This window comes from Thioalkalivibrio sp. ALJ1, from assembly GCF_000745395.1.
GTDB lineage: Bacteria > Pseudomonadota > Gammaproteobacteria > Ectothiorhodospirales > Ectothiorhodospiraceae > Thioalkalivibrio.
The window spans coordinates 432482-454594 of sequence record NZ_KN050684.1 but is presented as its reverse complement, the minus strand read 5'-3'; the positions used below and the strand labels follow the sequence as shown (position 1 = coordinate 454594).

Annotated in this window: 24 protein-coding genes; 10 read left to right on the top strand and 14 right to left on the bottom strand. The window is 64.3% G+C overall.

The features are described from left to right. Nucleotides 1-30: 30 nt before the first annotated feature. Nucleotides 31-780 carry a sulfotransferase family 2 domain-containing protein gene (locus F462_RS04515; RefSeq protein ID WP_038051990.1) on the top strand — a complete coding sequence of 250 codons (750 nt, stop codon included), beginning with the start codon at nucleotides 31-33 and terminating at the stop codon, nucleotides 778-780. On the opposite strand, the gene F462_RS04510 is transcribed toward F462_RS04515, so the two are convergent. The 7 genes from F462_RS04510 to msbA form a co-directional block, all read right to left on the bottom strand. After that, nucleotides 770-1675: a sulfotransferase family protein gene (locus tag F462_RS04510; protein ID WP_018142148.1), complete on the bottom strand. Its 906-nt coding sequence runs from the start codon at nucleotides 1673-1675 to the stop codon at nucleotides 770-772. The two genes, F462_RS04515 and F462_RS04510, sit on opposite strands and share 11 nt — an antisense overlap. A gap of 40 nt (nucleotides 1676-1715) precedes the next feature. Continuing rightward, nucleotides 1716-2561: a sulfotransferase domain-containing protein gene (locus F462_RS04505; protein WP_038051988.1), complete on the bottom strand. Its 846-nt coding sequence runs from the start codon at nucleotides 2559-2561 to the stop codon at nucleotides 1716-1718. A 2-nt stretch (nucleotides 2562-2563) separates the two neighbouring features. Next, a complete protein-coding gene (locus F462_RS04500; protein WP_018142146.1) occupies nucleotides 2564-3298 on the bottom strand; it encodes a sulfotransferase family 2 domain-containing protein in 735 nt (244 codons plus the stop codon). Nucleotides 3299-3383: 85 nt separating this feature from the next. Next, on the bottom strand, nucleotides 3384-4508 hold the full coding sequence (locus F462_RS04495; protein ID WP_018142145.1) for a glycosyltransferase: 1125 nt from the start codon (nucleotides 4506-4508) through the stop codon (nucleotides 3384-3386). Continuing rightward, nucleotides 4501-5598, bottom strand: coding sequence for a glycosyltransferase family 9 protein (locus tag F462_RS04490; protein WP_038051986.1), 1098 nt, complete (start codon nucleotides 5596-5598; stop codon nucleotides 4501-4503). Before F462_RS04490 ends, F462_RS04495 begins: the two co-directional genes overlap by 8 nt. Next, entirely contained in the window at nucleotides 5585-6601 is a 1017-nt protein-coding gene (locus F462_RS04485) for an LpxL/LpxP family acyltransferase (RefSeq protein WP_038051984.1), read from the bottom strand. Before F462_RS04485 ends, F462_RS04490 begins: the two co-directional genes overlap by 14 nt. A gap of 65 nt (nucleotides 6602-6666) precedes the next feature. Next, on the bottom strand, nucleotides 6667-8487 hold the full coding sequence (msbA, locus tag F462_RS04480; RefSeq protein ID WP_018142142.1) for a lipid A export permease/ATP-binding protein MsbA: 1821 nt from the start codon (nucleotides 8485-8487) through the stop codon (nucleotides 6667-6669). A gap of 180 nt (nucleotides 8488-8667) precedes the next feature. On the opposite strand from msbA, the gene F462_RS04475 reads away from it, so the two are divergent. The 3 genes from F462_RS04475 to F462_RS04465 are packed head-to-tail and all read left to right on the top strand — an operon-like array spanning nucleotide 8668 to nucleotide 11088. Next, nucleotides 8668-9267, top strand: coding sequence for a D-sedoheptulose-7-phosphate isomerase (locus F462_RS04475; RefSeq protein WP_038051982.1), 600 nt, complete (start codon nucleotides 8668-8670; stop codon nucleotides 9265-9267). Next, nucleotides 9264-9809, top strand: coding sequence for a D-glycero-beta-D-manno-heptose 1,7-bisphosphate 7-phosphatase (gene gmhB / locus F462_RS04470; protein ID WP_038051980.1), 546 nt, complete (start codon nucleotides 9264-9266; stop codon nucleotides 9807-9809). Before F462_RS04475 ends, gmhB begins: the two co-directional genes overlap by 4 nt. A 13-nt stretch (nucleotides 9810-9822) precedes the next feature. Then, entirely contained in the window at nucleotides 9823-11088 is a 1266-nt protein-coding gene (locus tag F462_RS04465) for a 3-deoxy-D-manno-octulosonic acid transferase (protein ID WP_038051977.1), read from the top strand. Nucleotides 11089-11138: 50 nt separating this feature from the next. Here F462_RS04465 and F462_RS13245 read toward each other — a convergent pair whose 3' ends face one another. Then, the gene (locus tag F462_RS13245) at nucleotides 11139-11726 is read right to left on the bottom strand and encodes a SprT family zinc-dependent metalloprotease (RefSeq protein ID WP_081911423.1); all 588 of its coding nucleotides are present in this window, start codon (nucleotides 11724-11726) and stop codon (nucleotides 11139-11141) included. Between the two features lie 40 nt (nucleotides 11727-11766). Here F462_RS13245 and F462_RS04455 point away from each other — a divergent pair, with 40 nt between their 5' ends. Next, nucleotides 11767-12210: a hypothetical protein gene (locus F462_RS04455; RefSeq protein ID WP_038051973.1), complete on the top strand. Its 444-nt coding sequence runs from the start codon at nucleotides 11767-11769 to the stop codon at nucleotides 12208-12210. A 32-nt stretch (nucleotides 12211-12242) separates the two neighbouring features. On the opposite strand, the gene rnd is transcribed toward F462_RS04455, so the two are convergent. From rnd to F462_RS04430, 5 genes are all read right to left on the bottom strand, one after another. Beyond that, the gene (rnd, locus tag F462_RS04450; protein ID WP_038051970.1) at nucleotides 12243-13391 is read right to left on the bottom strand and encodes a ribonuclease D; all 1149 of its coding nucleotides are present in this window, start codon (nucleotides 13389-13391) and stop codon (nucleotides 12243-12245) included. Continuing rightward, entirely contained in the window at nucleotides 13384-13686 is a 303-nt protein-coding gene (locus F462_RS04445; RefSeq protein WP_018142135.1) for a DUF1244 domain-containing protein, read from the bottom strand. The genes rnd and F462_RS04445 overlap by 8 nt, the downstream gene beginning before the upstream one ends. A gap of 73 nt (nucleotides 13687-13759) precedes the next feature. Beyond that, the gene (gene mreD / locus F462_RS04440; RefSeq protein WP_038051967.1) at nucleotides 13760-14251 is read right to left on the bottom strand and encodes a rod shape-determining protein MreD; all 492 of its coding nucleotides are present in this window, start codon (nucleotides 14249-14251) and stop codon (nucleotides 13760-13762) included. Then, the gene (mreC, locus tag F462_RS04435; protein WP_156100388.1) at nucleotides 14248-15156 is read right to left on the bottom strand and encodes a rod shape-determining protein MreC; all 909 of its coding nucleotides are present in this window, start codon (nucleotides 15154-15156) and stop codon (nucleotides 14248-14250) included. Before mreC ends, mreD begins: the two co-directional genes overlap by 4 nt. A 158-nt stretch (nucleotides 15157-15314) precedes the next feature. Then, nucleotides 15315-16361: a rod shape-determining protein gene (locus F462_RS04430; RefSeq protein WP_018142132.1), complete on the bottom strand. Its 1047-nt coding sequence runs from the start codon at nucleotides 16359-16361 to the stop codon at nucleotides 15315-15317. 141 nt (nucleotides 16362-16502) lie between these two features. Between F462_RS04430 and gatC the strand changes: the two genes are divergently transcribed. The 5 genes from gatC (at nucleotide 16503) to F462_RS04405 (ending at nucleotide 21222) form a co-directional block, all read left to right on the top strand. Continuing rightward, the gene (gene gatC / locus F462_RS04425) at nucleotides 16503-16790 is read left to right on the top strand and encodes an Asp-tRNA(Asn)/Glu-tRNA(Gln) amidotransferase subunit GatC (protein WP_038051962.1); all 288 of its coding nucleotides are present in this window, start codon (nucleotides 16503-16505) and stop codon (nucleotides 16788-16790) included. A gap of 62 nt (nucleotides 16791-16852) precedes the next feature. Then, on the top strand, nucleotides 16853-18307 hold the full coding sequence (gene gatA, locus F462_RS04420; RefSeq protein ID WP_018142130.1) for an Asp-tRNA(Asn)/Glu-tRNA(Gln) amidotransferase subunit GatA: 1455 nt from the start codon (nucleotides 16853-16855) through the stop codon (nucleotides 18305-18307). A gap of 11 nt (nucleotides 18308-18318) precedes the next feature. Further along, complete coding sequence (gatB, locus tag F462_RS04415; protein ID WP_018142129.1) at nucleotides 18319-19752, top strand: Asp-tRNA(Asn)/Glu-tRNA(Gln) amidotransferase subunit GatB; 1434 nt, start codon at nucleotides 18319-18321, stop codon at nucleotides 19750-19752. A 21-nt stretch (nucleotides 19753-19773) separates the two neighbouring features. After that, a complete protein-coding gene (gene hslO / locus F462_RS04410; protein WP_018142128.1) occupies nucleotides 19774-20670 on the top strand; it encodes an Hsp33 family molecular chaperone HslO in 897 nt (298 codons plus the stop codon). A 135-nt stretch (nucleotides 20671-20805) separates the two neighbouring features. Further along, nucleotides 20806-21222, top strand: coding sequence for a hypothetical protein (locus F462_RS04405; RefSeq protein WP_018142127.1), 417 nt, complete (start codon nucleotides 20806-20808; stop codon nucleotides 21220-21222). Nucleotides 21223-21238: 16 nt separating this feature from the next. Here the strand turns inward: F462_RS04405 and F462_RS04400 are convergent, their stop codons facing one another. Then, nucleotides 21239-21994 carry a HesA/MoeB/ThiF family protein gene (locus F462_RS04400; protein WP_038051955.1) on the bottom strand — a complete coding sequence of 252 codons (756 nt, stop codon included), beginning with the start codon at nucleotides 21992-21994 and terminating at the stop codon, nucleotides 21239-21241. Nucleotides 21995-22113: the final 119 nt, after the last annotated feature.

Sequence of the window (22113 nt, the reverse complement as noted above, 5' to 3'; positions counted from 1 at the left end):
GCCAGGCCGTTCACATGGAGGAAGACAGAAATGATCATTAGTCATCAGCATCGTTTCATCTTTATCCATTGCCGTAAGGTCGCCGGCAGTTCGATGAAGGTGGCGCTCTCGCCCCATATGGGACGGGGCGATGTGATGCTGGGCAGTGTCCATGAAAGCCTGCAGGCGGGAGGCCCCATGCAACCCTGGGCGCGGCGTCAGCTGTTGACGCCACTGGGGGTCTCCGAACTCTGGAGTGCAATGCTCAAGCGCCGGGGGTGGGCGTCTGCGCTGAACAAGGCAGTGAAGAAGCGTTTCAAGCGGGAGTTCGGACTGTCTTCCTCCGCGCATCCTCCCGCAGTCGAGGTGCGCGATGCCATGCCGGGTGCCTGGCATGAGTACTTCAAGTTTTGTTTTGTGCGCAATCCCTATGAGCGGGCTGTATCGGACTATCTCTACCGCACACGCAAGGAGGATGCGCCTCCCAGTTTCGACGGATTTCTCGACGAGCTCCTTGCGGAGGCCCGGTCGGGTCGGCAAAAGCATGACAACTGGCCGATGTACACCATTGATGACGAAGTCGCTGTGGATTTTGTCGGGCGCTTCGAGAACCTCGAGGCCGATTTCCAGCGTGCGTTGTCTCTAGCCGGCGTCGAAGGCGTGGATGCCCTGGCATCGGAGAAGCGCCGTGCCTATCCCAAGCCGTGGCAGGAGTATTACGGGGAGGAGGAGAAGAAGGAGAAAGTCCAGCAACTGTTCGGTCGGGAGATCGAGTACTTCAAGTATTCGTTCACGGACTGAGCGGCGCCGGAATCGGGCTCGTCGGCGGGTGAGCGTCATATCCCTGGGCTTGCAGTGTTTTGTGGTGCCGTTCGGCGAATGCACGCAGTTCCGGGTCCCGGTGCCAGGCATGGGCCCGGTCCGGGCGAAACGTTGCGGCGGTCATGGCCAGTCGTTCGGTATCCAGGGGGCAGTCGCAAAACTGCAAGGCCTGATCGAGGGTGTCCTTTGGTGCGGCGAGCAGTGACTCGTAGGAAATCTCCAGAGCTCGTTCGTCCAGGGCCCGCACATGCTGCCGTGCCCTTGCGACGTATTGGGCCCACAACTCCAGCCCACCCTCCAGTGTGCCGCAACGAACCTGGGGAGCGAAGCCCCGGCGCCGGGGAGCGAAAGGGTCCAGTCGGTGTGCCGGTCGGTATTTCCGATAACGCGCGCGGCGCTGGTCGAACACTTCGCTACGGCGGCTGCGCAGGCTCGCGGCGACATCCGCGCCATGGCGCACGATATGGAGGACCCGGGCGTCGGGAAAGAGCTCCAGCCACAAGGGCAGCGTGAACGTGTTGCGAGGGTCCTTCCAGCCCCAGGGGGTCGATTGTTTGGCGAGCCCCCAGCCGCGCAAACCCCGCCGAATACCCAGGAAGCGCAGGCTGGCAGGGCCCTCGATCATGTCGCGCATGTAGTCCAGCAGCCAGGGTCTCAGGGCCTCGTCCGCGAGTAGCCAATCCACGGATTCCGGCCGATCCCAGGTGGCGGAGGCCTCGCGGAATAGCCATGCGTTGACCGCATTGGTGAAGGCCGCCTCTTCGTTGCGGCTGGCGCCTGTTCCCATGAAGAACCCGGCCTGTTGCAGCACCCGTGTCAGCAGGCTGGTGCCCGAGCGGTGCATGCCGATGATGATTACCGGAGGACGCGACATTGCGATCTCCTTGCCGGGCAGGGGCCGCTGGCGCGGAGCATCATGCGCGGTCCTCGTGTGCGGGCTTGATATAGTTCGCGAAGAGAGGGTCCAGGCGTGTCCGGATGATCGCGTTGACGTGTTCCAGGGCCTCGCCGTGCAGATGTTCGTGGTAGCCGCCGACTTCGCCACGCCGGGTCTTGAAGCTGTCCTGGTCGTCCTGGTCGCGTGCTGACAGTGCGCTGGTGCCCAGGGCATTTCTTGATTCCAGCTTGCGCATGTTGTCGAAACGGCAGAAATCCACGGCCTCCTGGAGGGTGGGGTCGGCGATCGCGTCCAGCCCAATGAAATCGAGTACGCGCCGCAACTCGCCTGGGGTATCCGCATGTAGGTCTTCATAGCGGATGATCAGGAAGTCACGCGGCACTTCGCGATTGCGCGCCCAGATGTTGTAGAACGTCACGATGGTTTCGATGCTGCCACGCCGTTCGTGCACGTATTGGTCCATGCTGCCTTCGTAGTTCCGGTTGCGTCGGGTCTTCTGAAAGTAGGAGGAAACCAGCACATCGCGCGGGTCGCGGACCATGAACACGACCTTGCGGCCACGATAGGCGGACTTGTCCGTCTTGAGTTCCTCGGGAAGCAGGAACTCGGGACCTCCATCATGGTGCTGCAGGATGTACGGGATGTCCCGCCAGGGCCGGGTAAAGGCGCGCAACTTGAGCAGGTTGCGGTTTTTCAGGCCGTAGTGCAGTTGCAGGGACTTGCCGATCAGCAGCACGAGCCAGGTCCTTCCGCACTTGGGGTAGGAGACCAGGTGGACGTCTGCCCGGCGGCGGCGCCATTGGCGGCGTATGCGCTGGACGAGTCGCCGTACCAGGCCCCGCTGGCGCGAGATTGCGGCCACGTTCAGGTGACCTCGAAACGGTAGCCGAGGGCGGCGATCTCGTGGTCGCAGACGCGCTCGATGATCGTCCGGTCCTCGGGGCCCAGGATGTCGCTGTAATGGCGGCCATCCTTCCGAAAACCGCCCTTCGCGCGATAGGTCGGCAGTGAGATGTCGCCGTCGATGCCCATTTCCGACCGCAGTGCTTCCAGGTCTTCGCTGAGCGTTTCGTAGCGCAATACCTTGTGAACGGCGAGCTCGTCGTCGATGGTGTAGTGCCCCCAGTTGCTCAGCCAGTGCGGCTTGTGCTGCTCCATCCAGGCCAGGTATTCGCTCAGGCTGGGGAACTCGGTGCGTCCCTTGCTCTCCCAGCGATGCTTTTGCCACCAGTAGCGCGACAGGGCGCGATCCCAGGGGTTGCGTTCGACGGTGAAACGGTAATATCGGTTCCACTTGTCTTCCCCGAGTAGCTCGCGGATCTCGGGGGCCCGGGTGTGCTGGCCATAGGTCGCCCGCTGGCCTCGCGTCAACAGTCGCCGCCACTCCTTGAATCCGCGATGCCGGGCGACCGGCTTTTGATGGTTGGCCGGCCCAAACCCGCCTTCCTGACGTCGGAACTCTTCCTCCCCTCGTTCCTCGCTGAGCGGGGTTACGATGTCCTGAGGGCCGCAGACGCGCGACAGACCGATCTCGAGGCTGCTGCCTGCGGTCTTGCGGGTCTTGATGAAGACGAACTGGTGGCGGTGCGAAATAATCACGCGAATTGAGGCCCTTGCTACCGGTGCATACGGGAGGCGAGATTAGAGCACAGGCCTTCCGCACCGGACAATTCAGGCGGCCCCGTCATACCTCCAGGCGCAGGGCTCTCAGGTAGGCCTGGGCGGAGACCTGGGCCGCAAAAGGCCGCGCCGCCTCCCGGAGGGCATTGGCGCCCGGTGGTGTTGTTAACAGGGCATTCAGGGCCTGGGTCAGCGCGGTGGCATCGCCGACGGTAATGAGAGGTCCCAGGGCGCCCTGCCCAAGTATTTCAGCCGGGCCGGATGGGCAGTCGGTCGCGACGCAGGGAGTGCCGCAGGCCAGGGCCTCGACCAGCACGGCGCCCGAGCCTTCGCGGCGCGAGGTGAGCGCGAACACGTTGGCGCGTGCCATCCAGGCGTAGGGATTGGCCTGAAAGCCCGGCAGGCGCAGGTCCTGCAACACCCCTAGATCTTCTGCCAAGCATTCCAGGCTAGCGCGTTCGCGGCCTTCGCCGAGAATGATCAGCCGCGCGGGGCGTTGCTGGCGCAGCGCAGCGAACGCGCGAATGAGGGTGGCAAAGTCCTTGCGCGGCTCTAGGGAGCCAGCTGCCAGGATCACGGGGACCTCCTGCGCGTGGCCGTCCAGCAGCCAGGCGTCATCAAGGGGAGCAGCGGCCTGTTCGAGCAGGCCGGGGGTAACGATCGGGTTGGGGATGACATGGACCCGATCCTCAGGCATCCCCGCGAGGATGCGAAGGTCGTGGCCGACTCCCTCGGAGGGGGCGATTGCCGCGTCTGCGCGCGGGTACCAGCGCCGCATGGAACGTGCCAGTCGGCGGGCGCCCGCGGGCTTGAGCTCAGCGAGGGTGGCTGCAATAGACATACCCATGCGGATCGCCACTGGCATGCTGGGCCTTGCGAGCTGCCGTGCTAGCAGTGCTGTGCGGTTTAGCCTATGACTCGCGGTGTAGAGCGCTTGTGGGCGGTGGCGTAGCAGATAGGCGATCAGGGTGGGCAGGGCGGTATTGCGGTGTGCGGCCCGTAGTGGGAACCGGCGAACGTTGGAGGGTAGGTCCTCGATATAGGGCCCGTGCCCGCGGAGGGTCAGCAGGTCGAATTGCATTGGATAGTGGGCAAACTCCCGGACCAGGTTTGTCACCACACGGTCGACGCCGCTGTGCCCCGAGGTGGCGAAAAACAGGGCGATCCGAGGTGGCGTGGCCTCAGGCATCGGTCACCTTCGGTTGCATCAGCGTGTCCAGCTTTGCGGTGACATCGGCGACCGTGATGCGATCCATCACGTCCGGCTCCCGTATCCGTTGCCCCCAGCGCAGGGCCTCCGGTGGCTTGCCAAAGGCGGCCTGGCAGGCCTCGGGGTATGCGTTGATGACCCACTGGCGGCTGCAGTACGGGCCGGTGCGGTCGGGATTGGATCCGGCGTAGAGCCCGATCACCGGGGTGCCCACCGCGTTGGCCATGTGCGCTGGACCGGAGTCCGGGGAGATCACGACATGAGCTTGATCGAATACGGCCAGTAGTTGTTTGAGGTCGGTCGACCCGATCAGGTTGATCAGCGGGTATCGGCATCTGGAGGTAATGGCGTCTCCATATTCCCGCTCCAGTTGGCTGGGGCCGCCGATCAGCACGACGGCCATGCTGTGTTGCTCTATGGCGTGCTCGGCCGTGGCCGCGTAGCGCTTGGCGTTCCAGTTGCGAAAGTTGCGAAAACGAGCACTGGAGCACGGGTTGATGGCGAGCAGGGGCTGGCTAGTGGGCAGGTGCCGATGGGCCCATTCACGGGCGGTATCGGGAATCGGGATGTCCCAGCGCAGGTCACGGCTGTGCACCCCCAGTGCCTCGGCAAAGCCGAAGAAACCGTCCAGGACATGCTGGCGGGGGCGGGCGGCGATGCGTTCACGCGTGAAAAGCCACTGAAAGTCGCGCGCCCGATCCCGATCGAATCCGATCTTGCGGTGGGCGGGGACCTGCATTCCCAGAAGGCTGGCTCGCAGGGAGACCTGCATCTGCAGGAGAACGTCGAATCGGCGGCCCCGTAATGATCGCCGGAGGTCCGTGTAGGCTCGCCAGCCTCGGTTCTTGTCGACCACGACGAACTCAATACCCGGCAAGTCCCCTAGAAGCTGGTGTTCCAGGCGCCCGATGACCCAGGTGATGCGGGTATTGGGCCAGACCGCTTGCAACGTGCGGACCACGGGTACCACATGGGTGGCGTCGCCGAGTGCCGAGAGGCGCAACAGCGCAATTTCATCTGGAGGACCGGAGGCCGATGACGTCACGGGTTTGTGTTCAGGAGCCGTCACCGGACTTCTTCCGTTTGCGCTTTTTGTGGGCCTTTTTTAGCTTGTTTTTCTGCCAGGGCATGCGCCCAATGTGGGTGTGTTGCAGTTCCGGATATGGATCAGCCGCGCCAACCGGCTGGGTCTTGAAGCGACGGTGCGCCCAGAAGTACTGCTCAGGGGCATGGCGTACGGCGTCCTCTAGGACCTCGTTCATGCGCGCGGCGTCGTGCGCGCGGTTGTCGCTGGGGAATTCTTCCAGCGGCGGACCGACCACGAATTCGTAGCCGTCGCCAGTGGCGTTCACGTAGTAAAACATGGGCAGCACCCGGGCCTTGCCCATGCGTGCCAGCCGTGACAGTCCGGTGGTGGTGGAAGCCTGCATGCCGAAGAATGGGGCAAAGACCTGCTCCGTGCGCCGCATGTTCTGGTCTCCGGCGTACCAGATGGTGCCGCCCTTCTTGAGCGTGCGAAGGATGCTGCGGATGTCGTCCTTGGAGATCACCCGTTCCAGTTTTTTCTCGCGCCCATATCGCAGGGCGCGCTCCAGAACCGGCTTCTTGTCCATCGGCTTGTAAATGGCGGCCATGTCCACTTGCTGCCCAAATAGGCGCCCGGCCAGCTCAATACAGGAGAAGTGTCCGGATAGCAGGATCACCGGGTCGCCGGCCTCTTTTGCCGCGTTCAGGTGTTCCAACCCCAGGACGCGAAAGGGCACGCGATCCACGGCCGGTCCTCCGAACCAGCCCAGCGCCACTTCGGCAATACCACGCCCGGTGTAGCCGAAGTTCGCGTGCACCCAGCGTTCGCGTTCCTCGGTACCCAGGTCCGGAAAGCAGAGCTCGAGGTTGCGCCGCACCACATAGCGCCGGTCCCGCGCCAGGTGGTAGAGCAGGTGACCCAGTCCAGTCCCCAGTCTTGTAGCCAAGCGCCAGGGTAGGCGGGCGATCACCCACAGCACAGCGATCGCGGCGGCTTGGCCCCAGTTAGACGGGTGCAGCGTGTTGTTGCTACGCGGACCTTTCATCGCGCGAGGGATGTCCTTTCAGCAAACAGGAAAAGGCGGCGGAATTGTATCTTCCGCGATCACCATTATAGGGGCGGGTCTTCGTCGTCCTGAGTCTCCGATGTTTCCGGAGGTTCTTCAAACTGCGTTTTTTGCAGCGCGGCGTAGTGCCCATTATGTTCGAGCAGTTGGGCATGCGAGCCCGCTTCGACAATCCGGCCGCGGTCAAGGACCACAATGTGGTCGGCGCTCTCGATGGTGGACAGTCGGTGAGCGATCACGAGGGTCGTTCGGTTCTCCATCAGCCTTTCCAGCGCGTCCTGGATCTTTTGCTCGGATTCCGAATCCAGTGCCGAGGTAGCCTCGTCCAGAATCAGGATCGGGGCATCTTTCAGGAGCGCGCGGGCGATGGCGACGCGCTGGCGCTGGCCTCCGGAGAGCATGATCCCGTTCTCTCCCACCACGGTGTCGAAGCCTTCAGGCAGCTCGTCGATGAACTCGAGGGCGTTGGCCGCATCGGCCGCTTCGCGCAGTTGTTCGAGGCTGGGTTTGTGGTCCATGCCGTAGCACAGGTTATGCGCCAGCGTGTCGTTGAACAGCACGACATGCTGGCTGACCATGGCCAGTTGTGCCCGCAAGTCCCTGAGGCGGTATTCCTGGATCGGATGACCGTCCAGTCGGATCTCGCCCTCTTCGATTTCATAGAAGCGTGGCAGCAGGCGTGCCAGGGTGGTTTTCCCGCTGCCGGATCGGCCGACCAGGGCCACGGTCTGGCCTGGCTTGACGGTCAGACTGATGTCTTCAAGAACACGTTTGTGGCTGGTGGCATAGCGGAAGCCGACGTGATCGAACTCGATATCGCCAAGGGCGCGTTCGAGGTGACGCTGGCCATCGTCGCGTTCGGCCGGAAGGTCGAGCACTTCGAAGACACTCTCGCCCCCGGCCAGGGCCTTCTGGATAGCTGCATTGACGCCCACGATGCGCTTAAGAGAAGGCAGCATCAGCAGCATCGCCGTGATAAAGGAGATCATGCCCCCGGGGGTTATGGTTTCCAGAACCAGGTCCATCGTGGCCAGGTACACGATTACGGCCAGGGCGATGACCGCGCCCAGCTGGGAGAGGGGTTGGGCGGCCGCCTGAACGGCCTTGTGCCGCATGGCTTGGCGATGAAAGCGCTCGTTGGTCTTTTCAAATCGCAGCGCCTCGTAATCGGTTGCGCCGAAGATCTTGACCTCTGCCTGGCCGCGAATGCCGTCCTCGGCAATCTGGGCATAGTCCCCGGTGGAGCGCTGCATTCGGCGGCTGATCTTGCGGAATTGCCGGTTGGCGCCAGTAATCACAAGCCCGACGATTGGCGCGATTGTAAACACGATCAGGACCAGCCACCCGCTCAGGTAGGCCATGTAAGCCAGCAGGAAGATGACGGTGAAGGTGTCGCGAATCAGCACGACGACTGCCTTGGAGGCGGCCGAGCTGATCTGGGTGACGTTGTAGGTCAGTTTGGCCAGCAGGGTCCCGGGGGAGTGCCGGTCGAAGAATGCCGAAGGCAGGTGTAGATACTTCTCGAACACGGCTTGGCGTATGTCCTTGACGACCTTGCGGCCGATCCAGGCCACGCTGTAATCCGAAGCAAAGATCGTGATCCCATAGAACAGAAAGATCCCGACGAGGGCCGCGGGCACCCACAGGCGGGCGTTCGGGTCCTGTTCGATGAAGGTGCCGTCAACCAGTGGCTGCATGATCCACGCGAACGCCGTCTGTCCCGCGGCTGCCAGGATCATCGCAATGATGGCCAACACGCCCAGGCGCCAATACGGCTTGACGAATTTGAAAATGCGCTTGTACAGCACCCAGGATTCGCCGGCCGACGGTTGGGTCGGTTTGACGTGCTTGAGTTTGGCGCTCATCCGGGGTCCTTCGTGGCGTCGGGGCCGATCTGAGGGTGCGGTGTCGTGCTGGACACACGGGATTCCGATTGGGTGCGAAGCGACATGCTACCAGAGGGCTGCCCTGGTTGGCCGCTGTGGCCAGGGTCGCCGCCCATCGAGAACGTTATACTGCCGAGCACGTTGCGACGGGGAACCAAAGTGCCGCACTGGATTGAACAGGAACTGGGTGCCGCCAGCCGGCTGTTCGGCCGGCTGGCGGAGGATCGGGCGTTTGTGGACGAGGTGGAGACCGTTGGTCAGTTGTGGCTGCGCTGTGTCCGCAATGGGGGCAAGGTGCTGCTGGCGGGTAATGGCGGCAGTGCGGCGGATGCCCAGCACTTTGCGGCGGAGATCGTCTGTCGTTATCGGGCGGTGCGCCCCGGCGCGGCCGCGATTGCGCTAACCACTGATACCTCAGTGCTGACTGCGATCGGTAACGATTTTGGTTATGAGCAGATCTTCTCGCGCCAGGTCGAGGCACTGGGCCAGCCGGGCGATGTGTTCGTCGGGATCAGCACATCCGGGCATTCGCCCAATGTGCTCGAGGCCTTCAAGGTGGCACGTCAGCGTGAACTGGTCACCGTGGCCCTGACCGGCGAGAAGGGGTTGCCGGAGACGCATACCGCGGATCATGTGCTGCGGGTGCCGGACGCCGCCACTGCGCGCGTGCAGGAGGTCCACGGGCTGATCGGGCATCTCTTGTGCGGGATCGTCGAAGATGCCCTCGTGGCGGATCAGGGACACGCGGGCTCGGAGTGAGCGCACGCGCCCTGTTCCTGGATCGTGATGGGGTGATCAATATTGATCACGGCTATGTTCATCGCTCCGAGGAGGTCGAGTTCGTACCCGGTATCTTCGAGTTGGTGAGGGAGGCTGTAGATCGGGGATGGCAGGTGGTGGTGGTCACCAATCAATCCGGGATCGGTCGTGGTTATTACGACGAGTCTGACTTTCGCCACCTGACGGACTGGATGCGCGAGCGCTTTGTTGAACAGGGGGGGCGCATCGATGCTGTCTACCATTGCCCCCATCATCCGCATGACGCACTACCCGAATACCGCCAGGCATGCCCGGATCGAAAGCCGGAGCCAGGGATGCTTCTGCGAGCCCGTGATGACCTTGGGCTGGATCTTGCTCAGTCGGTAATGCTCGGCGATCGTCCCTCGGATCTCGAGGCCGCCCATCGGGCCGGAGTAGGGATAGGCCTGTTGTTCGACCCGGATGGTGACCAAGTCCTGCCCGAATGGGACGGCGTGGCCCGTATCCGCTCTCTCTCCGAAGCCGTGACTTGGCTCGGCTGAGCCTCAGCACCTCATGCGTCCAGCCCTGTACACCCTGATGATGCGCCTCGCCGCTCCCTGGCTTTTGGCACGGTTGATCCGGCGTGCGCGTTCTAATCAGGTTCCGTTGCGGCGCTGGCGGGAATGGCTAGGCGGTGGTGAGGGTATATCGCCGGGCGCGATCTGGCTGCATGCGGCTTCGGTAGGCGAGGTCGAGGCGGCTCTGCCGTTGGCGCGTGCCCTGCGGGATCAGTATCCCGACCGAGCATTCCTCGTGACCACGACCACACCGGAGGGCGCTACTCGGCTGGACGCCGCGTTGGGCGATGCCGTCGTGCACCAGTTTCTGCCGCTGGACCTTCCCGGTTCGGTACGCCGGTTTCTCGTGCGGACCCGGCCTGTGGTGGCGGTGGTGGTGGAGACCGAGTTGTGGCCCAACTTGTACCGCGCCTGTGAGCGGTACGGGATTCCGCTGTTGCTGGTCAGCGCGCGGTTGTCCCCGCGCTCATTGCCGCGGTATCGGCGCCTGCAGCCTTTAGTGGCCGATACCTTGGCCCGAGTCCGGGTGATCCTGGCGCAGGATGAGGCTGCCGCAGAGGGCTTCCGGATACTTGGGGGCCCCGAGGTTCGGGTGCAGGTCGGCGGCAATCTCAAGTTCGATCGACCCCTGCCGCCCGGGCATAAGCAAGGGGCCGATATGCGGGGCCAGATCGCGCCGTCGGGGGTTCCGGTATGGGCCGCGGTGAGCACGCGCGAGGGCGAGGATGAGGCCGTCCTGGCGGCGCATCGGCTTGTTCGTGAGCGCTACCCGGATGCGGTCCTGTTATGGGTGCCCCGCCATCGAGAGCGGTTCGGACCGGCGTTCCAGGCTGCCCGGGCGGCCGGATTCCGTGTCGCATTGCGTAGTAGAGGGCCGTTGCAAGAGCCGCTGGATGTCCTCGTGGGTGACACCCTGGGAGAGATCGGTGTCTATCTGGCGGCGGCGGATGTGGCCTTTGTTGGGGGAAGCCTTGTCCCGCTGGGTGGGCAGAATGTCCTGGAGCCCGCTGCATTGGGGCGACCGGTTCTGGTTGGCCCGAATACCGCGCATTTTGCGTTTGCGGTCGAGCGTCTGTTGGTAGCCGGCGCGTTGTGGGAAGTCGCTGATGTATCCGAGTTGGGGAAGGCCCTTACCCAATTACTGGGAGATGCGAACCAAAGGGAACGCATGGGGCAGTCGGGCCAGTCGGTTGTTGTATCGGGGCGGGGTGCGGTCGCACAGGTGTTGCAGGAGGTCGGCTCGATTCTTGAGAAGCCCTGATGGGGGCCTTTTTGGCGGAAGTGCGACGGCTTTCGCGTCGGGAAAGCGCGTTATTCGGGTGTCTTTATTTTCAGGATCTGGCCGCATTCGCGGCAGTGATACCGATAACGCTTGCGCTGGATGAGGGAGTGCCGCCGTGCGCTGAGGCGGTGACCCTGGCAGGCACAGACATATTCGTAGGTCTTCATCGTACGCCCGCGTAGTGGCGTTCGGTGGGTGACGCGGGGCTCGCACCCGAATGACCGCATTTGGGCTTTCCACTCGGGCCCATGTGGGCGCGGCCTGCGTCGGCCTTGCTGGCGGTAAACCAACGAATGGGCGACCTCGTGGGCAATGGTATTGGGGAAATGGGCATCCCAATCAAGCACGAACGCCTGAGCATTGAAGCGCAGTTGTTCCCGCCCGCAGGTCATTCGCCATTGTCCGGCGGCTTTTCCTTTCAGGTCGAACAAAATTTCCGGGAGATCGGTATGAATTCCGCATTGAAGATAAAATGCGTAGGCCTGTTCGCTGATCCGGTCTTTCTGTTGAGGCGTTAGGGATTCAGGTGGTACTTGTAATTGTTGGCCAGAATTATCATATTCTGTGGCCTGATCACGGCCGCAGGTCTCCGATTTATGGGGCCCGGTGATTTTCATTGAGATCATTGTAAACCAGAGTACAAAGTGGGAGTCACGCATGAGTATGGATAACAAGAAGGCCTCCGATCTGTCGGCCGAGGAACTGTACGCCCTGGCGCGCCAGCGGGAAAAGGAAGAGGCCGAGCGCAAGGAAGCCGAGCGTCGCCAGAAGCGCGAGAAACTGATGGAAAAACGCAAGGAGATGGTGGCGCGGCATCGCAAGGAACTGGCCGATCTCGAGCGTAAAATCCGCGAGTTGGGCGGCCGGGTTGGCCGTGCGGGTAGCGCCGGTGGTCGTCGCGGGCGTCGTGCGGGTGGCGCATCCATCAGCCAGAAGCTCTGCGAGATCGTCGGAACCCAGCCGGAGATGGCGATTCAGGACATCAAGGCGCAGGCCGAAAAGGCCGGCCTGGATACCAAGAACATCAGCCAGACTCTGGCTTACCTGAAGCGCCAGGGCCGGCTCACCTCGCCGCGCCGCGGTGTCTACAAGGCCGCCTGAGGTCCGCAGCGAAACGGTCGGCCCCTGAAAGCTCAGGTTCCGATCTGCAGGCCCTCGGTCGAACAGGTCAGGCCCCCATCGCCCGCGAACCAGCGGGCGATGGTCTTTCCGGCGATCTCGTGTCGCCAGCCGCTGCCCAGGCGGCCAGTGGTGCCGTCTCCCTTCATGAGCTCGATCACATCCTTGCGCTGCGCGATGGCGCTGGCGGTGATCTGGTTGCGTCGGGCGCATTCGCGCAGCAGGGCCATGCCGATATCGGCGAGAACCTCTTCCGCTTCGTTCAACTTTGCCTTCTCGGGGAGTTGCGGCCATTCCTCGCGGGGCAGGTCGAGGCCGGCCTGGATCGCCTCGAGGAGCTCCTGCTGGCGCGGCGGTTTCATGCCATCCGGGAAGCCTCGCAGCTCATGCAGGGCGTTGATGTCCTGCGGGGTGCGGCGGGCGATATCGATCAATACGTCGTCCGCCAGGATCCAGCGTCGCGGCCGGTCGCTTTCCATCGCGGCGCGTTCTCGCCAGGCCCCCACGGTCTTGAGTACACCGCGTTCGCGGGGCTTGAGCCGCTTCACTCCGGAGACCCGCTGCCAGGCCCCGTCGGGGTTGGGCTCGTACAGGCCGGGGTTGCTTAGGGCCTCCATCTCCGGGCGCAGCCAGTGCATGCGGTCTTGGCTCTCCAGGTCCCGCAGCAGGCGCATGAACACGTTGGTCAGGAAGCGCACGTCATCGGCCGCGTAGCGGATTTGCTGTTCGCTCAGGGGGCGGCGGGACCAGTCGGTACGGGTCTGGCTCTTGTCCAGGTCGCGATCAAGGATGGCCTTGACCAGATTGGCGTAACCGACCTGATCGCCGTAGCCCAGCATGGAGGCGGCGATCTGAGTATCGAATATCGGAGCTGGTACGCGCCCGAGCTCACGGTAGAGGACCTCCATATCCTGTGAGGCCGAGTGGAAGACCTTGGTGACGCCGGCATCGAACAAGAGCGGTTCCAGCAGTTTGAGATCCAGCTGGAACGGATCGACGCAGGCGATCTGATCTAGAGTCGCCAGCTGGATCAGGCACAGGCGCGGATAGTAGGTCTTCTCGCGCATGAACTCGGTGTCCAGCGCGATCCAGTCGGTCCCGGCGATGGTGTCGAGGAAGCCCTGCAGCGCTTCCGGAGTCTCGATCAGCCCGTGATCATGCATTGTGTTTCTTCTGACTGGCCTCGAAGGCCGCCTTCTGATCCGGTGTCGCTTCCTGCTGGTAGCGCTCTTTCCACTCGCTGTAGGGCATTCCGTAGACGATCTCGCGCGCGCCTTCGTAGTCGACGGACTCGCCGCGTTCCTCGGCAGCGGCTGCATACCATTTGGATAGACAGTTGCGGCAGAAACCGGCCAGGTTCATTAGGTCGATATTCTGCACGTCCTTGCGCTCATCCAGGTGTTGCAGCAGGCGGCGAAACACAGCGGCTTCGATTTCGGTTTGCTTGTTCGGGTCCATGGATCGCTCCTTGTGGATTCGGGGCACAGTATGCGCGACCGCAGGGGTTCGCTTCGAGCGGGTTGGCGCGCGGTCAGGTCAGGTGCAGTAGCCAGCGTCTGCGCATGTCGCGCAAGAGGAAATACATCAGGGGCCAGGCCAGGGTGCTGGTCACCACTGGTAACCAGTACAGGATGCTGCCCGGTGGAAACCCCGTGATGCCCTGCGGCCACAGCGCGAGCAGCTTGAACAGGGCCATCAATAGAGCCACCACGATCATCTGTTGCCAGACCGGGTAGACCCTCAGGCGGGGATGGATCTGCAGCACGATGTAGGTCACCACCGCCAGGGCGATGGCGTTCTGGCCCAGGAGCTGTCCGAGCAGGGTGTCCAGCATGAGTCCGGCGACGAAGGCCGTCAGGATGCCGATGCGTGATGGGAAAGCCATGGCCCAGTAGATGAGTACCAGGGCCAGCCATTCCGGGCGTGCCGGGCGCAGGGCATCGGGGATGGGGATGATGGCCAGGGCCAGAGCCGCCAGCAGGGTCAGTAACACCGGCCAGGGGATCCAGATTGCTCGGGTCACGGGGTGTCGGGCGCCGCTTCAGCGCCTTCCTGGGGCGGAACGTCCAACTTATCGCCGGCGTCGATGGGGGCTATGGGGGTGTCTGCGTCGGTCCACAGCAGAAGAACCTCGCGCGAGCGGTCCAGGGCCGCCAGCGGTTCCGCCTCGATGCTAAGGAATGGCTGGCCCTGGGGGCGTTCTACCGAAGTGACGCGGGCCACCGGGTAGTCCGCTGGGAATCGCCCGCCGAGCCCGGAGGTCAGCAGCAGGTCCCCGGGTTCCACGTCCTCCTGCAGGGGCACGTGGCGCATCTCGAGGCGTTGCGGGTTGCCGGTGCCTACCACCAGGCCGCGCAGACCCGTGCGCGCGCTCAGCACCGGCAGCGCATGGCTGGGATCGGAGATTAGCAGGGCGACCGAGCTGGTCAGGCGGGTGGACAGGATCTGGCCGATGACGCCGTCGGCATTGATCACCGGCTGCCCGACGTAGACGTCTTCGTTGCGCCCCTTGTTGAGCACGATCTGTTGCCGGAAGGGATCGAGATCCACGGCGAGCAACTTGGCGATCTCCACGCGCTCTTCCGCCCGCTGGGCGGTGTTCAGCAGGGCTCGCAGGCGGTCATTTTCCAACTGCAGGGCCTCGAACCGCAGCTGGCGGGCACGTAGTTCCGCATTCTCGCTACGCAGGATGCGGTTCTCGGTGATCAGGTCTTCGCGACTGGTGAACGACTCGAACACTCGGCTGACGGCCCGCACGGGGGCATCGACAGCCACCTGGAGCGGATGGGTGATGCTGGCAAGGGCGCCACGAACGGCCTGTAGCTCATTGACACGGTGGTCCAGCGCCATCAGCGCCAGGCCCAGCAGGATGACCGCGAGCAGGCGCAGAGTGGGCGAGACACCCAGTCTGAACAGCGGTTTGCTGATGGCGTGACCTCCGGTTGCGGATCGCTTCGATGAGGCAAGGCGGTCGCGTCAGGGCATCGCCCTGCGGCGTTTTGCTGGCCTTTTCGGCCCGGAGTGTAACCCGAACCTGTCGTTCGGGGAGACCCGCGCCGGGGAGGCGCGGGCGGGATGGCACCGTATTACTCCATCGCGAGGAAATCGACCCGCTTCTCGTCCAGCATCTCCAGGACCCGGCCGCCGCCACGGGCGACGCAGGTCAGCGGGTCGTCGGCGATCACGACCGGGATACCAGTCTCTTCCATGATCAGTCGGTCCAGTTGCTGCAGCAGGGCGGAGCCGCCGGTCAGCACGATGCCGCGCTCGGCGACGTCCGCGCCCAGTTCCGGCGGGGTCTGTTCCAGGGCGGTGCGCACGGCGGAGACGATGCCGTATAGCGGGTCCTGCAGCGCTTCAAGGATCTCGTTCGAGTTCAGAGTGAACGACCGCGGCACGCCCTCGGCCAGGTTGCGGCCCTTCACCTCGATCTCCAGCAGTTCCTTGCCCGGGTAGGCCGAGCCCACCGTGTGCTTGATGCGCTCGGCTGTGGCCTCGCCAATCAGCACGCCGTAGTTGCGGCGCACATAGGCCATGATCGCCTCGTCGAAGGTGTCGCCGCCGATGCGCACGGACTCGGAGTAGACGATGCCGTTCATCGACAGCACCGCGACCTCGGAGGTCCCGCCGCCGATGTCCAGCACCATGGAACCGACCGCCTCGTCCAGCGGGATACCGGCACCGATCGCCGCCGCTACGGGCTCCTGCAGCAGGTAAACCTTCCGTGCCCCGGCGCCGAAAGCCGATTCGCGGATCGCCCGACGCTCGACCTGGGTGGCGCCACAAGGCACGCAGACCAGTACGCGTGGGCTGGGCCGGAAGATCCGGCGCTCGTGCACCTTCTTGATGAAGTACTGCAGCATCTTCTCGGTGGTGGTGAAGTCGGCAATCACGCCGTCCTTCATCGGGCGCACCGTCACCACATGCTCGGGCGTGCGGCCGAGCATCTTCTTCGCCTCGATCCCCACGGCCTCGATAGAGCGTGGGCCGCCGGGGCCTCGATCCTGGCGAATGGCCACGACCGAAGGCTCGTTCAGGACGATGCCCTGGCCGCGCATGTAGATCAGGGTGTTGGCGGTGCCGAGGTCGATGGAGATGTCGTTGGAGAACAACCCCAGGAGGCGTTTGAACATGAAGAAGAAACCTGCTTGAGTGGGCGGGCGGGAAAGCCGTCGACTCTAGCAAGTGCCCAGGGTTTGGGCAACAACGGCTTTGTGGTAAGTTTGCGCTCCGTTTCACCCATTACATCTGACCGCTACAGGACCTTCCCCGCCATGTCCGTCGATACCTCTGAAGTCCGGCGCATCGCCCAACTCTCCCGTCTGGCCATGAATGACGACCAGGCCCGGGATTTTGCGGGGGGGCTGAGCGATATCTTTGCTTTTGTCGAACAACTGGATGGCGCGGCCATCGACGGCGTGGAGCCGATGGCCCACCCGTTGGATGCCGAGCAGCGCCTGCGCCCGGATGCGGTCACCGAGTCGGATCGCCGCGAAACCTTCCAGGCGATCGCGCCGGCAGTCGAGGGCGGCCTGTATCTGGTCCCGCGCGTAATCGAGTGATCCGCGCCTTCGCCATTCTGTTGAATCCGTCACGCTTCTAGCCAGCAAGAGTCCCCGAAATCATGGCCCAGGAAACCCTGTCCGGCTGGGTGCGCAAGCTCCAGGCCCGCGAGGTCAGCTCGCGCGAGCTGACCCAGCTGTATCTGGACCGGATCGAACGTCTTGATCCGCAGCTCAACAGCTTCATCACCGTGACCGCCGAGCAGGCGCTTGCCCAGGCGGATGCGGCCGATGCGCGCCTGGCGAAAGGCGAGCAGAGCCCGCTTCTGGGCGTGCCGATCGCGCAGAAGGACATCTTCTGCACCGAGGGTGTGCGCACCTCCTGCGGCTCGCGGATGCTCGATCCGTTCGTCTCGCCCTATAACGCCACCGTGGTCGAGCGCATGAGCGCGGACGGCGCGGTGATGCTGGGCAAGACCAACATGGACGAGTTTGCGATGGGCTCGTCCAACGAGACCAGTTTTTTCGGCCCGGTGCGCAACCCCTGGGATACCGAACGTGTCCCCGGCGGCTCCTCCGGAGGCTCGGCGGCCGCGGTGGGAGCACGCCTGGTGCCGGGCGCGACCGGTACCGATACCGGTGGCTCGATCCGCCAGCCGGCGGCGTTCTGCGGCATTACCGGGCTCAAGCCGACCTACGGGCGTGTCTCGCGCTACGGGATGATCGCGTTTGCCTCCAGTCTCGACCAGGGTGGCCCTATGGCCGCGACCGCCGAGGACTGCGGCCTGATGCTGAACAGCATGGCTGGATTCGACGAGCGTGATTCCACGAGCGTCGAGCGCCCCGCCGAGGACTTCACCGCCGGCCTGAACCAGGAGCTGAAGGGCCTGCGTATTGGCCTGCCGACGGAGTTTTTTGGCGAGGCGGGGCTGGACGAGCGGGTGCGTGGCGTGATCGATGCAGCCATCGAGGTCCTTAAGGGCCGCGGCGCCGAGGTGCGCGAGGTCGCCCTGCCGAACAGCCACCTGTCGGTCCCGGCCTATTACGTGGTCGCCCCGGCCGAATGCTCCTCCAACCTCGCGCGTTTCGACGGCGTGCGCTACGGCTATCGCTGCGAGAACCCCGAGGACCTGATGGATCTCTACACCCGCTCGCGCGGGGAGGGCTTCGGCGACGAGGTGAAGCGCCGCATCATGGTCGGTACCTACGTGCTGTCCGCTGGCTACTACGACGCCTACTATCTGAAGGCGCAGAAGGTCCGCCGCATCATCGCGGACGACTTCCGTTGCGCCTTCGAGGATGTGGACGTCCTCCTTGCGCCGACCACGCCGGAGCTGCCGTTCGCGCTGGGCGCCAAGGCCGATCCGGTGAGCATGTACCTGTCGGATATCTACACCATCGCGGCCAACCTGGCCGGCCTGCCGGCAATGTCGCTGCCGGCTGGCGAGATCGACGGCCTGCCGGTCGGGCTGCAGCTGATCGGCAACTACTTCGACGAGGCGCGCCTGCTGGGCGTCGCCCACCAGTATCAGCAAGAGACCGACTGGCACGCTCGCGTGCCGGCGGCCTTCGCCTGAGGGCCCTGAACATGGAATGGGAAACCGTCATCGGGCTGGAGATTCACGCCCAGCTCAATACCGTCTCCAAGATCTTTTCCGGGGCGCCCACCGCCTACGGCGCCGAGCCCAACCGCCAGGCCTGCCCGGTGGACCTGGGCATGCCCGGCGTGCTGCCGGTGCTGAACAAGGGCGCGGTGGAACGCGCGGTGATGCTGGGGCTGGCGATCAACGCCGAGATCACCCCGCGTTCGGTGTTCGCGCGCAAGAACTACTTCTATCCGGATCTCCCCAAGGGCTACCAGATCTCGCAGTTCGAGCTGCCGATCGTGGGCCTGGGGCACCTGGATATCGAGCTGGAAGACGGCTCGATCAAGCGTATCGGCGTGACCCGCGCGCACCTGGAAGAGGACGCGGGCAAGAGCCTGCACGAGGGCTTCGAGGCGATGACCGGTATCGACCTCAACCGTGCCGGTACCCCGCTGATCGAGATCGTTTCCGAGCCGGAGCTGCGCTCCGCGAAGGAAGCCGTCGCCTACATGAAGAAGCTGCACTCGCTGGTGCGCTATCTCGATATCTGCGACGGCAACATGCAGGAAGGCAGTTTTCGCTGTGATGCCAATGTCTCGGTTCGGCCCAAGGATCAGGCCGAGTTCGGCACCCGCGCCGAGTTGAAGAACCTGAACTCCTTCCGCTTCGTCGAGCGCGCGATCAACTTCGAGGTGGAGCGCCAGATCGACCTGATCGAGGGCGGTGGCTCGGTGGTGCAGGAGACGCGCCTGTACGACCCGGACCGTGACGAGACTCGCTCCATGCGCAGCAAGGAAGAGGCCAACGACTACCGCTATTTCCCCGATCCGGATCTGCTGCCGCTGGTCGTGGACAGCGCCTTCATCGAGACCGTGCGCGAAAAGCTCCCGGAGTTGCCGGACGCCAAGCGCGCGCGCTTCGTCGAACAGTATGGCCTGTCGGACTACGACGCCGGCGTGCTGACCGCGACCCGCGAAATGGGCGACTTCTACGAGGCCGTGGCCGCCGGGTGCGATGCACCCAAGCTGGCCGCCAACTGGGTGATGGGCGAGTTCTCCGCCGCACTCAACCGCTCCGAGGTGGAACTGGGGGAGGCTCCGGTCAACGCCGAGGGCCTGGCCGGACTGATCGCGCGCATCCAGGACGAGACCATCTCCGGCAAGATCGCCAAGGAGGTCTTCGAGGCGATGTGGAACGGCGAGGGCGACGCCGACGTGGTGATCGAGGCCAAGGGGCTCAAGCAGATTACCGACACTGGCGCGATCGACACCATCATCGACGAGGTGATGGCCAACAACCCGCAGCAGCTTGAGCAGTACCGCAGCGGCAAGGACAAGCTGTTTGGCTTCTTTGTCGGCCAGGTGATGAAGGCCACGCAGGGCAAGGCCAACCCGGCCCAGGTCAACGAGCGCCTCAAGGCGAAGCTCGACTCTTGAGTCTGGCGGGGTTGTGCTGTCATGCGTGAGACCGACACGCTGCACCGGTTCATGCTCGAGGAGGCCGGGGTGCGCGGCGAATGGGTGCACCTCGATGCCGCCTGGCAGGCCCTGCTGGAGCGCCACGAATATCCCCCCGTGGTGCGCGACCTGCTGGGGCAGGCCTATGCGGCCGTGGCCCTGACGGCCGCGACGCTCAAGTTCGATGGTTCCCTGATCCTGCAGGTCACCGGCCCCGGCCCCGTCCACATGATCGTCGCCCAGGCCGATGGCCAGGGACGGTTGCGCGGCCTGGCACGCTTTCGCGAGACCCCGCCGGAGGGCGCGACGCTGAGCGAATGTACCGGTGAAGACGCACGATTGATGCTGACGCTGGACCCGGGCGATGGCCGTGATCGTTACCAGGGTGTGGTCGAGCTGGAAGGCGACTCGCTGGCGGAGGCGATGAACGTCTACTTCGAACGTTCAGAGCAGTTGCCGACCCGCCTGTGGCTGGCGAGTGGTGAACAGTCGGCCGCCGGGATGCTGCTGCAGGCATTGCCGGGAGAGGGCGGCGATGCGGTGACACGGGATTCGGAAGAGTGGAACCGCGCGACCCTCCTGGCCGAGACGACCACGGCCGACGAACTGCTGGAATTGGATGCCGGTGCCCTGCTGGGCCGGCTGTTCGCCGAGGAGCGCGTGCGGCTGTTTGACGGCGCGCCGGTTAGCTTTCACTGCCCGTGTTCGCGCGAGCGTGTAGGCGAGACGCTGCGCGGCCTGGGGCGGGACGAAATCCGCAGCATCATTGAGGAGCAGGGCGCGGTGGACGTGACCTGCGAGTTTTGTAACGCCCAGTATCACTTTGACCCCGTCGACGCCGGAGCCATCTGTGCCCCCGAGGGCACCCAGCCGCCGGCTCCGGATACCCGCCAGTAGTCCTGTTGATGACCGTGCTCGTTAGCCGGTCGTGACGTCCCGTACCCTGGAAACCGGAGTGACCTCATCGGATCGCCCCAGGTCTTTGCTATAGATGCAGGCTGACCTTGCAGCGTTTTTCGTCACGGGGGCGCAATGTATTCCCGGCATACCGAAATCCCGACTCTGGATGTTCGCCCCGGCTGGCTGGTGGAGGCGCGCTATTTCAACCAGGTTCGCCGCGCCCTGGCGCGTCTGGGGCCCGAGCTCCGTTTGTCACCCCCGGGCCTCAAACACCTGGATCTTATTCTGCAGCGCGATGCCTGGGTCGTGGTGGATCGGGTCTTGAACGATATGCCGGTGGTCGCCTGGACTGCTTTTCATGCCCGTGGACGGCGCAGCCTGCACCGTCCGATTGCCTGCGAGCTGCTGCTTTTTCACGCCATGGCCAGCATGGTGATGAACCGTACCCTGGCGGCGATGGAGCCGGAGCTGACGACAGCCCTTGCCATCACGGCGCCTGCCCAGACCTCGGGCAAGATCCTGCCGTTTCAGCCGCGTTCCTGCGCCTGATTTGGGGCCGCCCGCATCAGGCGGGCGTGGAGCGAGGGCCGCAGACCGGGCAGGCCGGATCGCGGCGCAGACGGATCTCGCGAAACTGCATGGCCAGGCCGTCGAGGATGAGCAGACGCCCCTGGAGGGTCGGCAACCCCATGAGGAGTTTGAGCGCCTCGGTGGCCTGCAGGCTGCCGACCACGCCGGGCAGACTGGCCAGGACCCCGTTAGCCGCGCAGGTGTCCTCGTCGCCGCCATCCTCGCCGTATAGGCAGTGGTAGCAGCCCGCCTCCGGGTCGCGGTAGTCGAACGTGGTGAGCTGACCCTCGAAACGGATCACGGCCCCGGAGACCAGCGGTGTGCGCGCCGCCAGCGCCGCGCGACTGATCGCGCCGCGGGCGCTGAAGTTGTCGGTCCCGTCCAGCACCACGTCGGCTGTGCCGAAGAGTCGGGTCATGGCCTCGACGTCCAGGTATGCGGCACGGGTCTCTACCTGGCACTGGGGATTCATCGCCGCCACTCGCGCGGCGGCCGAGGCGACCTTGTCGCGGCCGATGTCCGCTTCGGTGTGCAGGATCTGGCGCTGCAGGTTGGTGACCTCGACGTGGTCCGGATCCACGAGCGTCAACCGGCCCACGCCGGCGGCGGCCAGATAGGCGGCGACCGGTGAGCCCAGGCCCCCGAGTCCCATGATGACCGCATGCGCCCGCCGCAGGGCGTCCTGCCCTTCGACACCCACGCCGGGCAGCAGGACCTGGCGGCTATAGCGCAGAAGCTGGTCGTCATCCATGGGATCAATCTCCAGTAAGACCAAAAGTGTAACCGGCGTCACGCTCATTGGCCGGTCTGGTTAGGAACCGTTCAGGAACGTTGCCTAAGCTGGACTCTGGCAATCCTGCCACAACCGCG

Bases quoted from the DNA above. Each gene is read 5' to 3' on its own strand.
- gatA (WP_018142130.1), top strand. From the start codon at position 16,853: ATGGCCCAGGAAACCCTGTCCGGCTGGGTGCGCAAGCTCCAGGCCCGC.
- F462_RS04400 (WP_038051955.1), bottom strand. From the start codon at position 21,994: ATGGATGACGACCAGCTTCTGCGCTATAGCCGCCAGGTCCTGCTGCCC.
- F462_RS04465 (WP_038051977.1), top strand. From the start codon at position 9,823: ATGCGTCCAGCCCTGTACACCCTGATGATGCGCCTCGCCGCTCCCTGG.
- msbA (WP_018142142.1), bottom strand. From the start codon at position 8,487: ATGAGCGCCAAACTCAAGCACGTCAAACCGACCCAACCGTCGGCCGGC.
- F462_RS04445 (WP_018142135.1), bottom strand. From the start codon at position 13,686: ATGGACCCGAACAAGCAAACCGAAATCGAAGCCGCTGTGTTTCGCCGC.
- F462_RS04495 (WP_018142145.1), bottom strand. From the start codon at position 4,508: ATGCCTGAGGCCACGCCACCTCGGATCGCCCTGTTTTTCGCCACCTCG.
- gatB (WP_018142129.1), top strand. From the start codon at position 18,319: ATGGAATGGGAAACCGTCATCGGGCTGGAGATTCACGCCCAGCTCAAT.
- F462_RS04485 (WP_038051984.1), bottom strand. From the start codon at position 6,601: ATGAAAGGTCCGCGTAGCAACAACACGCTGCACCCGTCTAACTGGGGC.
- F462_RS04405 (WP_018142127.1), top strand. From the start codon at position 20,806: ATGTATTCCCGGCATACCGAAATCCCGACTCTGGATGTTCGCCCCGGC.
- hslO (WP_018142128.1), top strand. From the start codon at position 19,774: ATGCGTGAGACCGACACGCTGCACCGGTTCATGCTCGAGGAGGCCGGG.
- F462_RS04455 (WP_038051973.1), top strand. From the start codon at position 11,767: ATGAGTATGGATAACAAGAAGGCCTCCGATCTGTCGGCCGAGGAACTG.
- F462_RS04430 (WP_018142132.1), bottom strand. From the start codon at position 16,361: ATGTTCAAACGCCTCCTGGGGTTGTTCTCCAACGACATCTCCATCGAC.
- F462_RS04510 (WP_018142148.1), bottom strand. From the start codon at position 1,675: ATGTCGCGTCCTCCGGTAATCATCATCGGCATGCACCGCTCGGGCACC.
- F462_RS04515 (WP_038051990.1), top strand. From the start codon at position 31: ATGATCATTAGTCATCAGCATCGTTTCATCTTTATCCATTGCCGTAAG.
- gatC (WP_038051962.1), top strand. From the start codon at position 16,503: ATGTCCGTCGATACCTCTGAAGTCCGGCGCATCGCCCAACTCTCCCGT.
- F462_RS13245 (WP_081911423.1), bottom strand. From the start codon at position 11,726: ATGAAAATCACCGGGCCCCATAAATCGGAGACCTGCGGCCGTGATCAG.
- rnd (WP_038051970.1), bottom strand. From the start codon at position 13,391: ATGCATGATCACGGGCTGATCGAGACTCCGGAAGCGCTGCAGGGCTTC.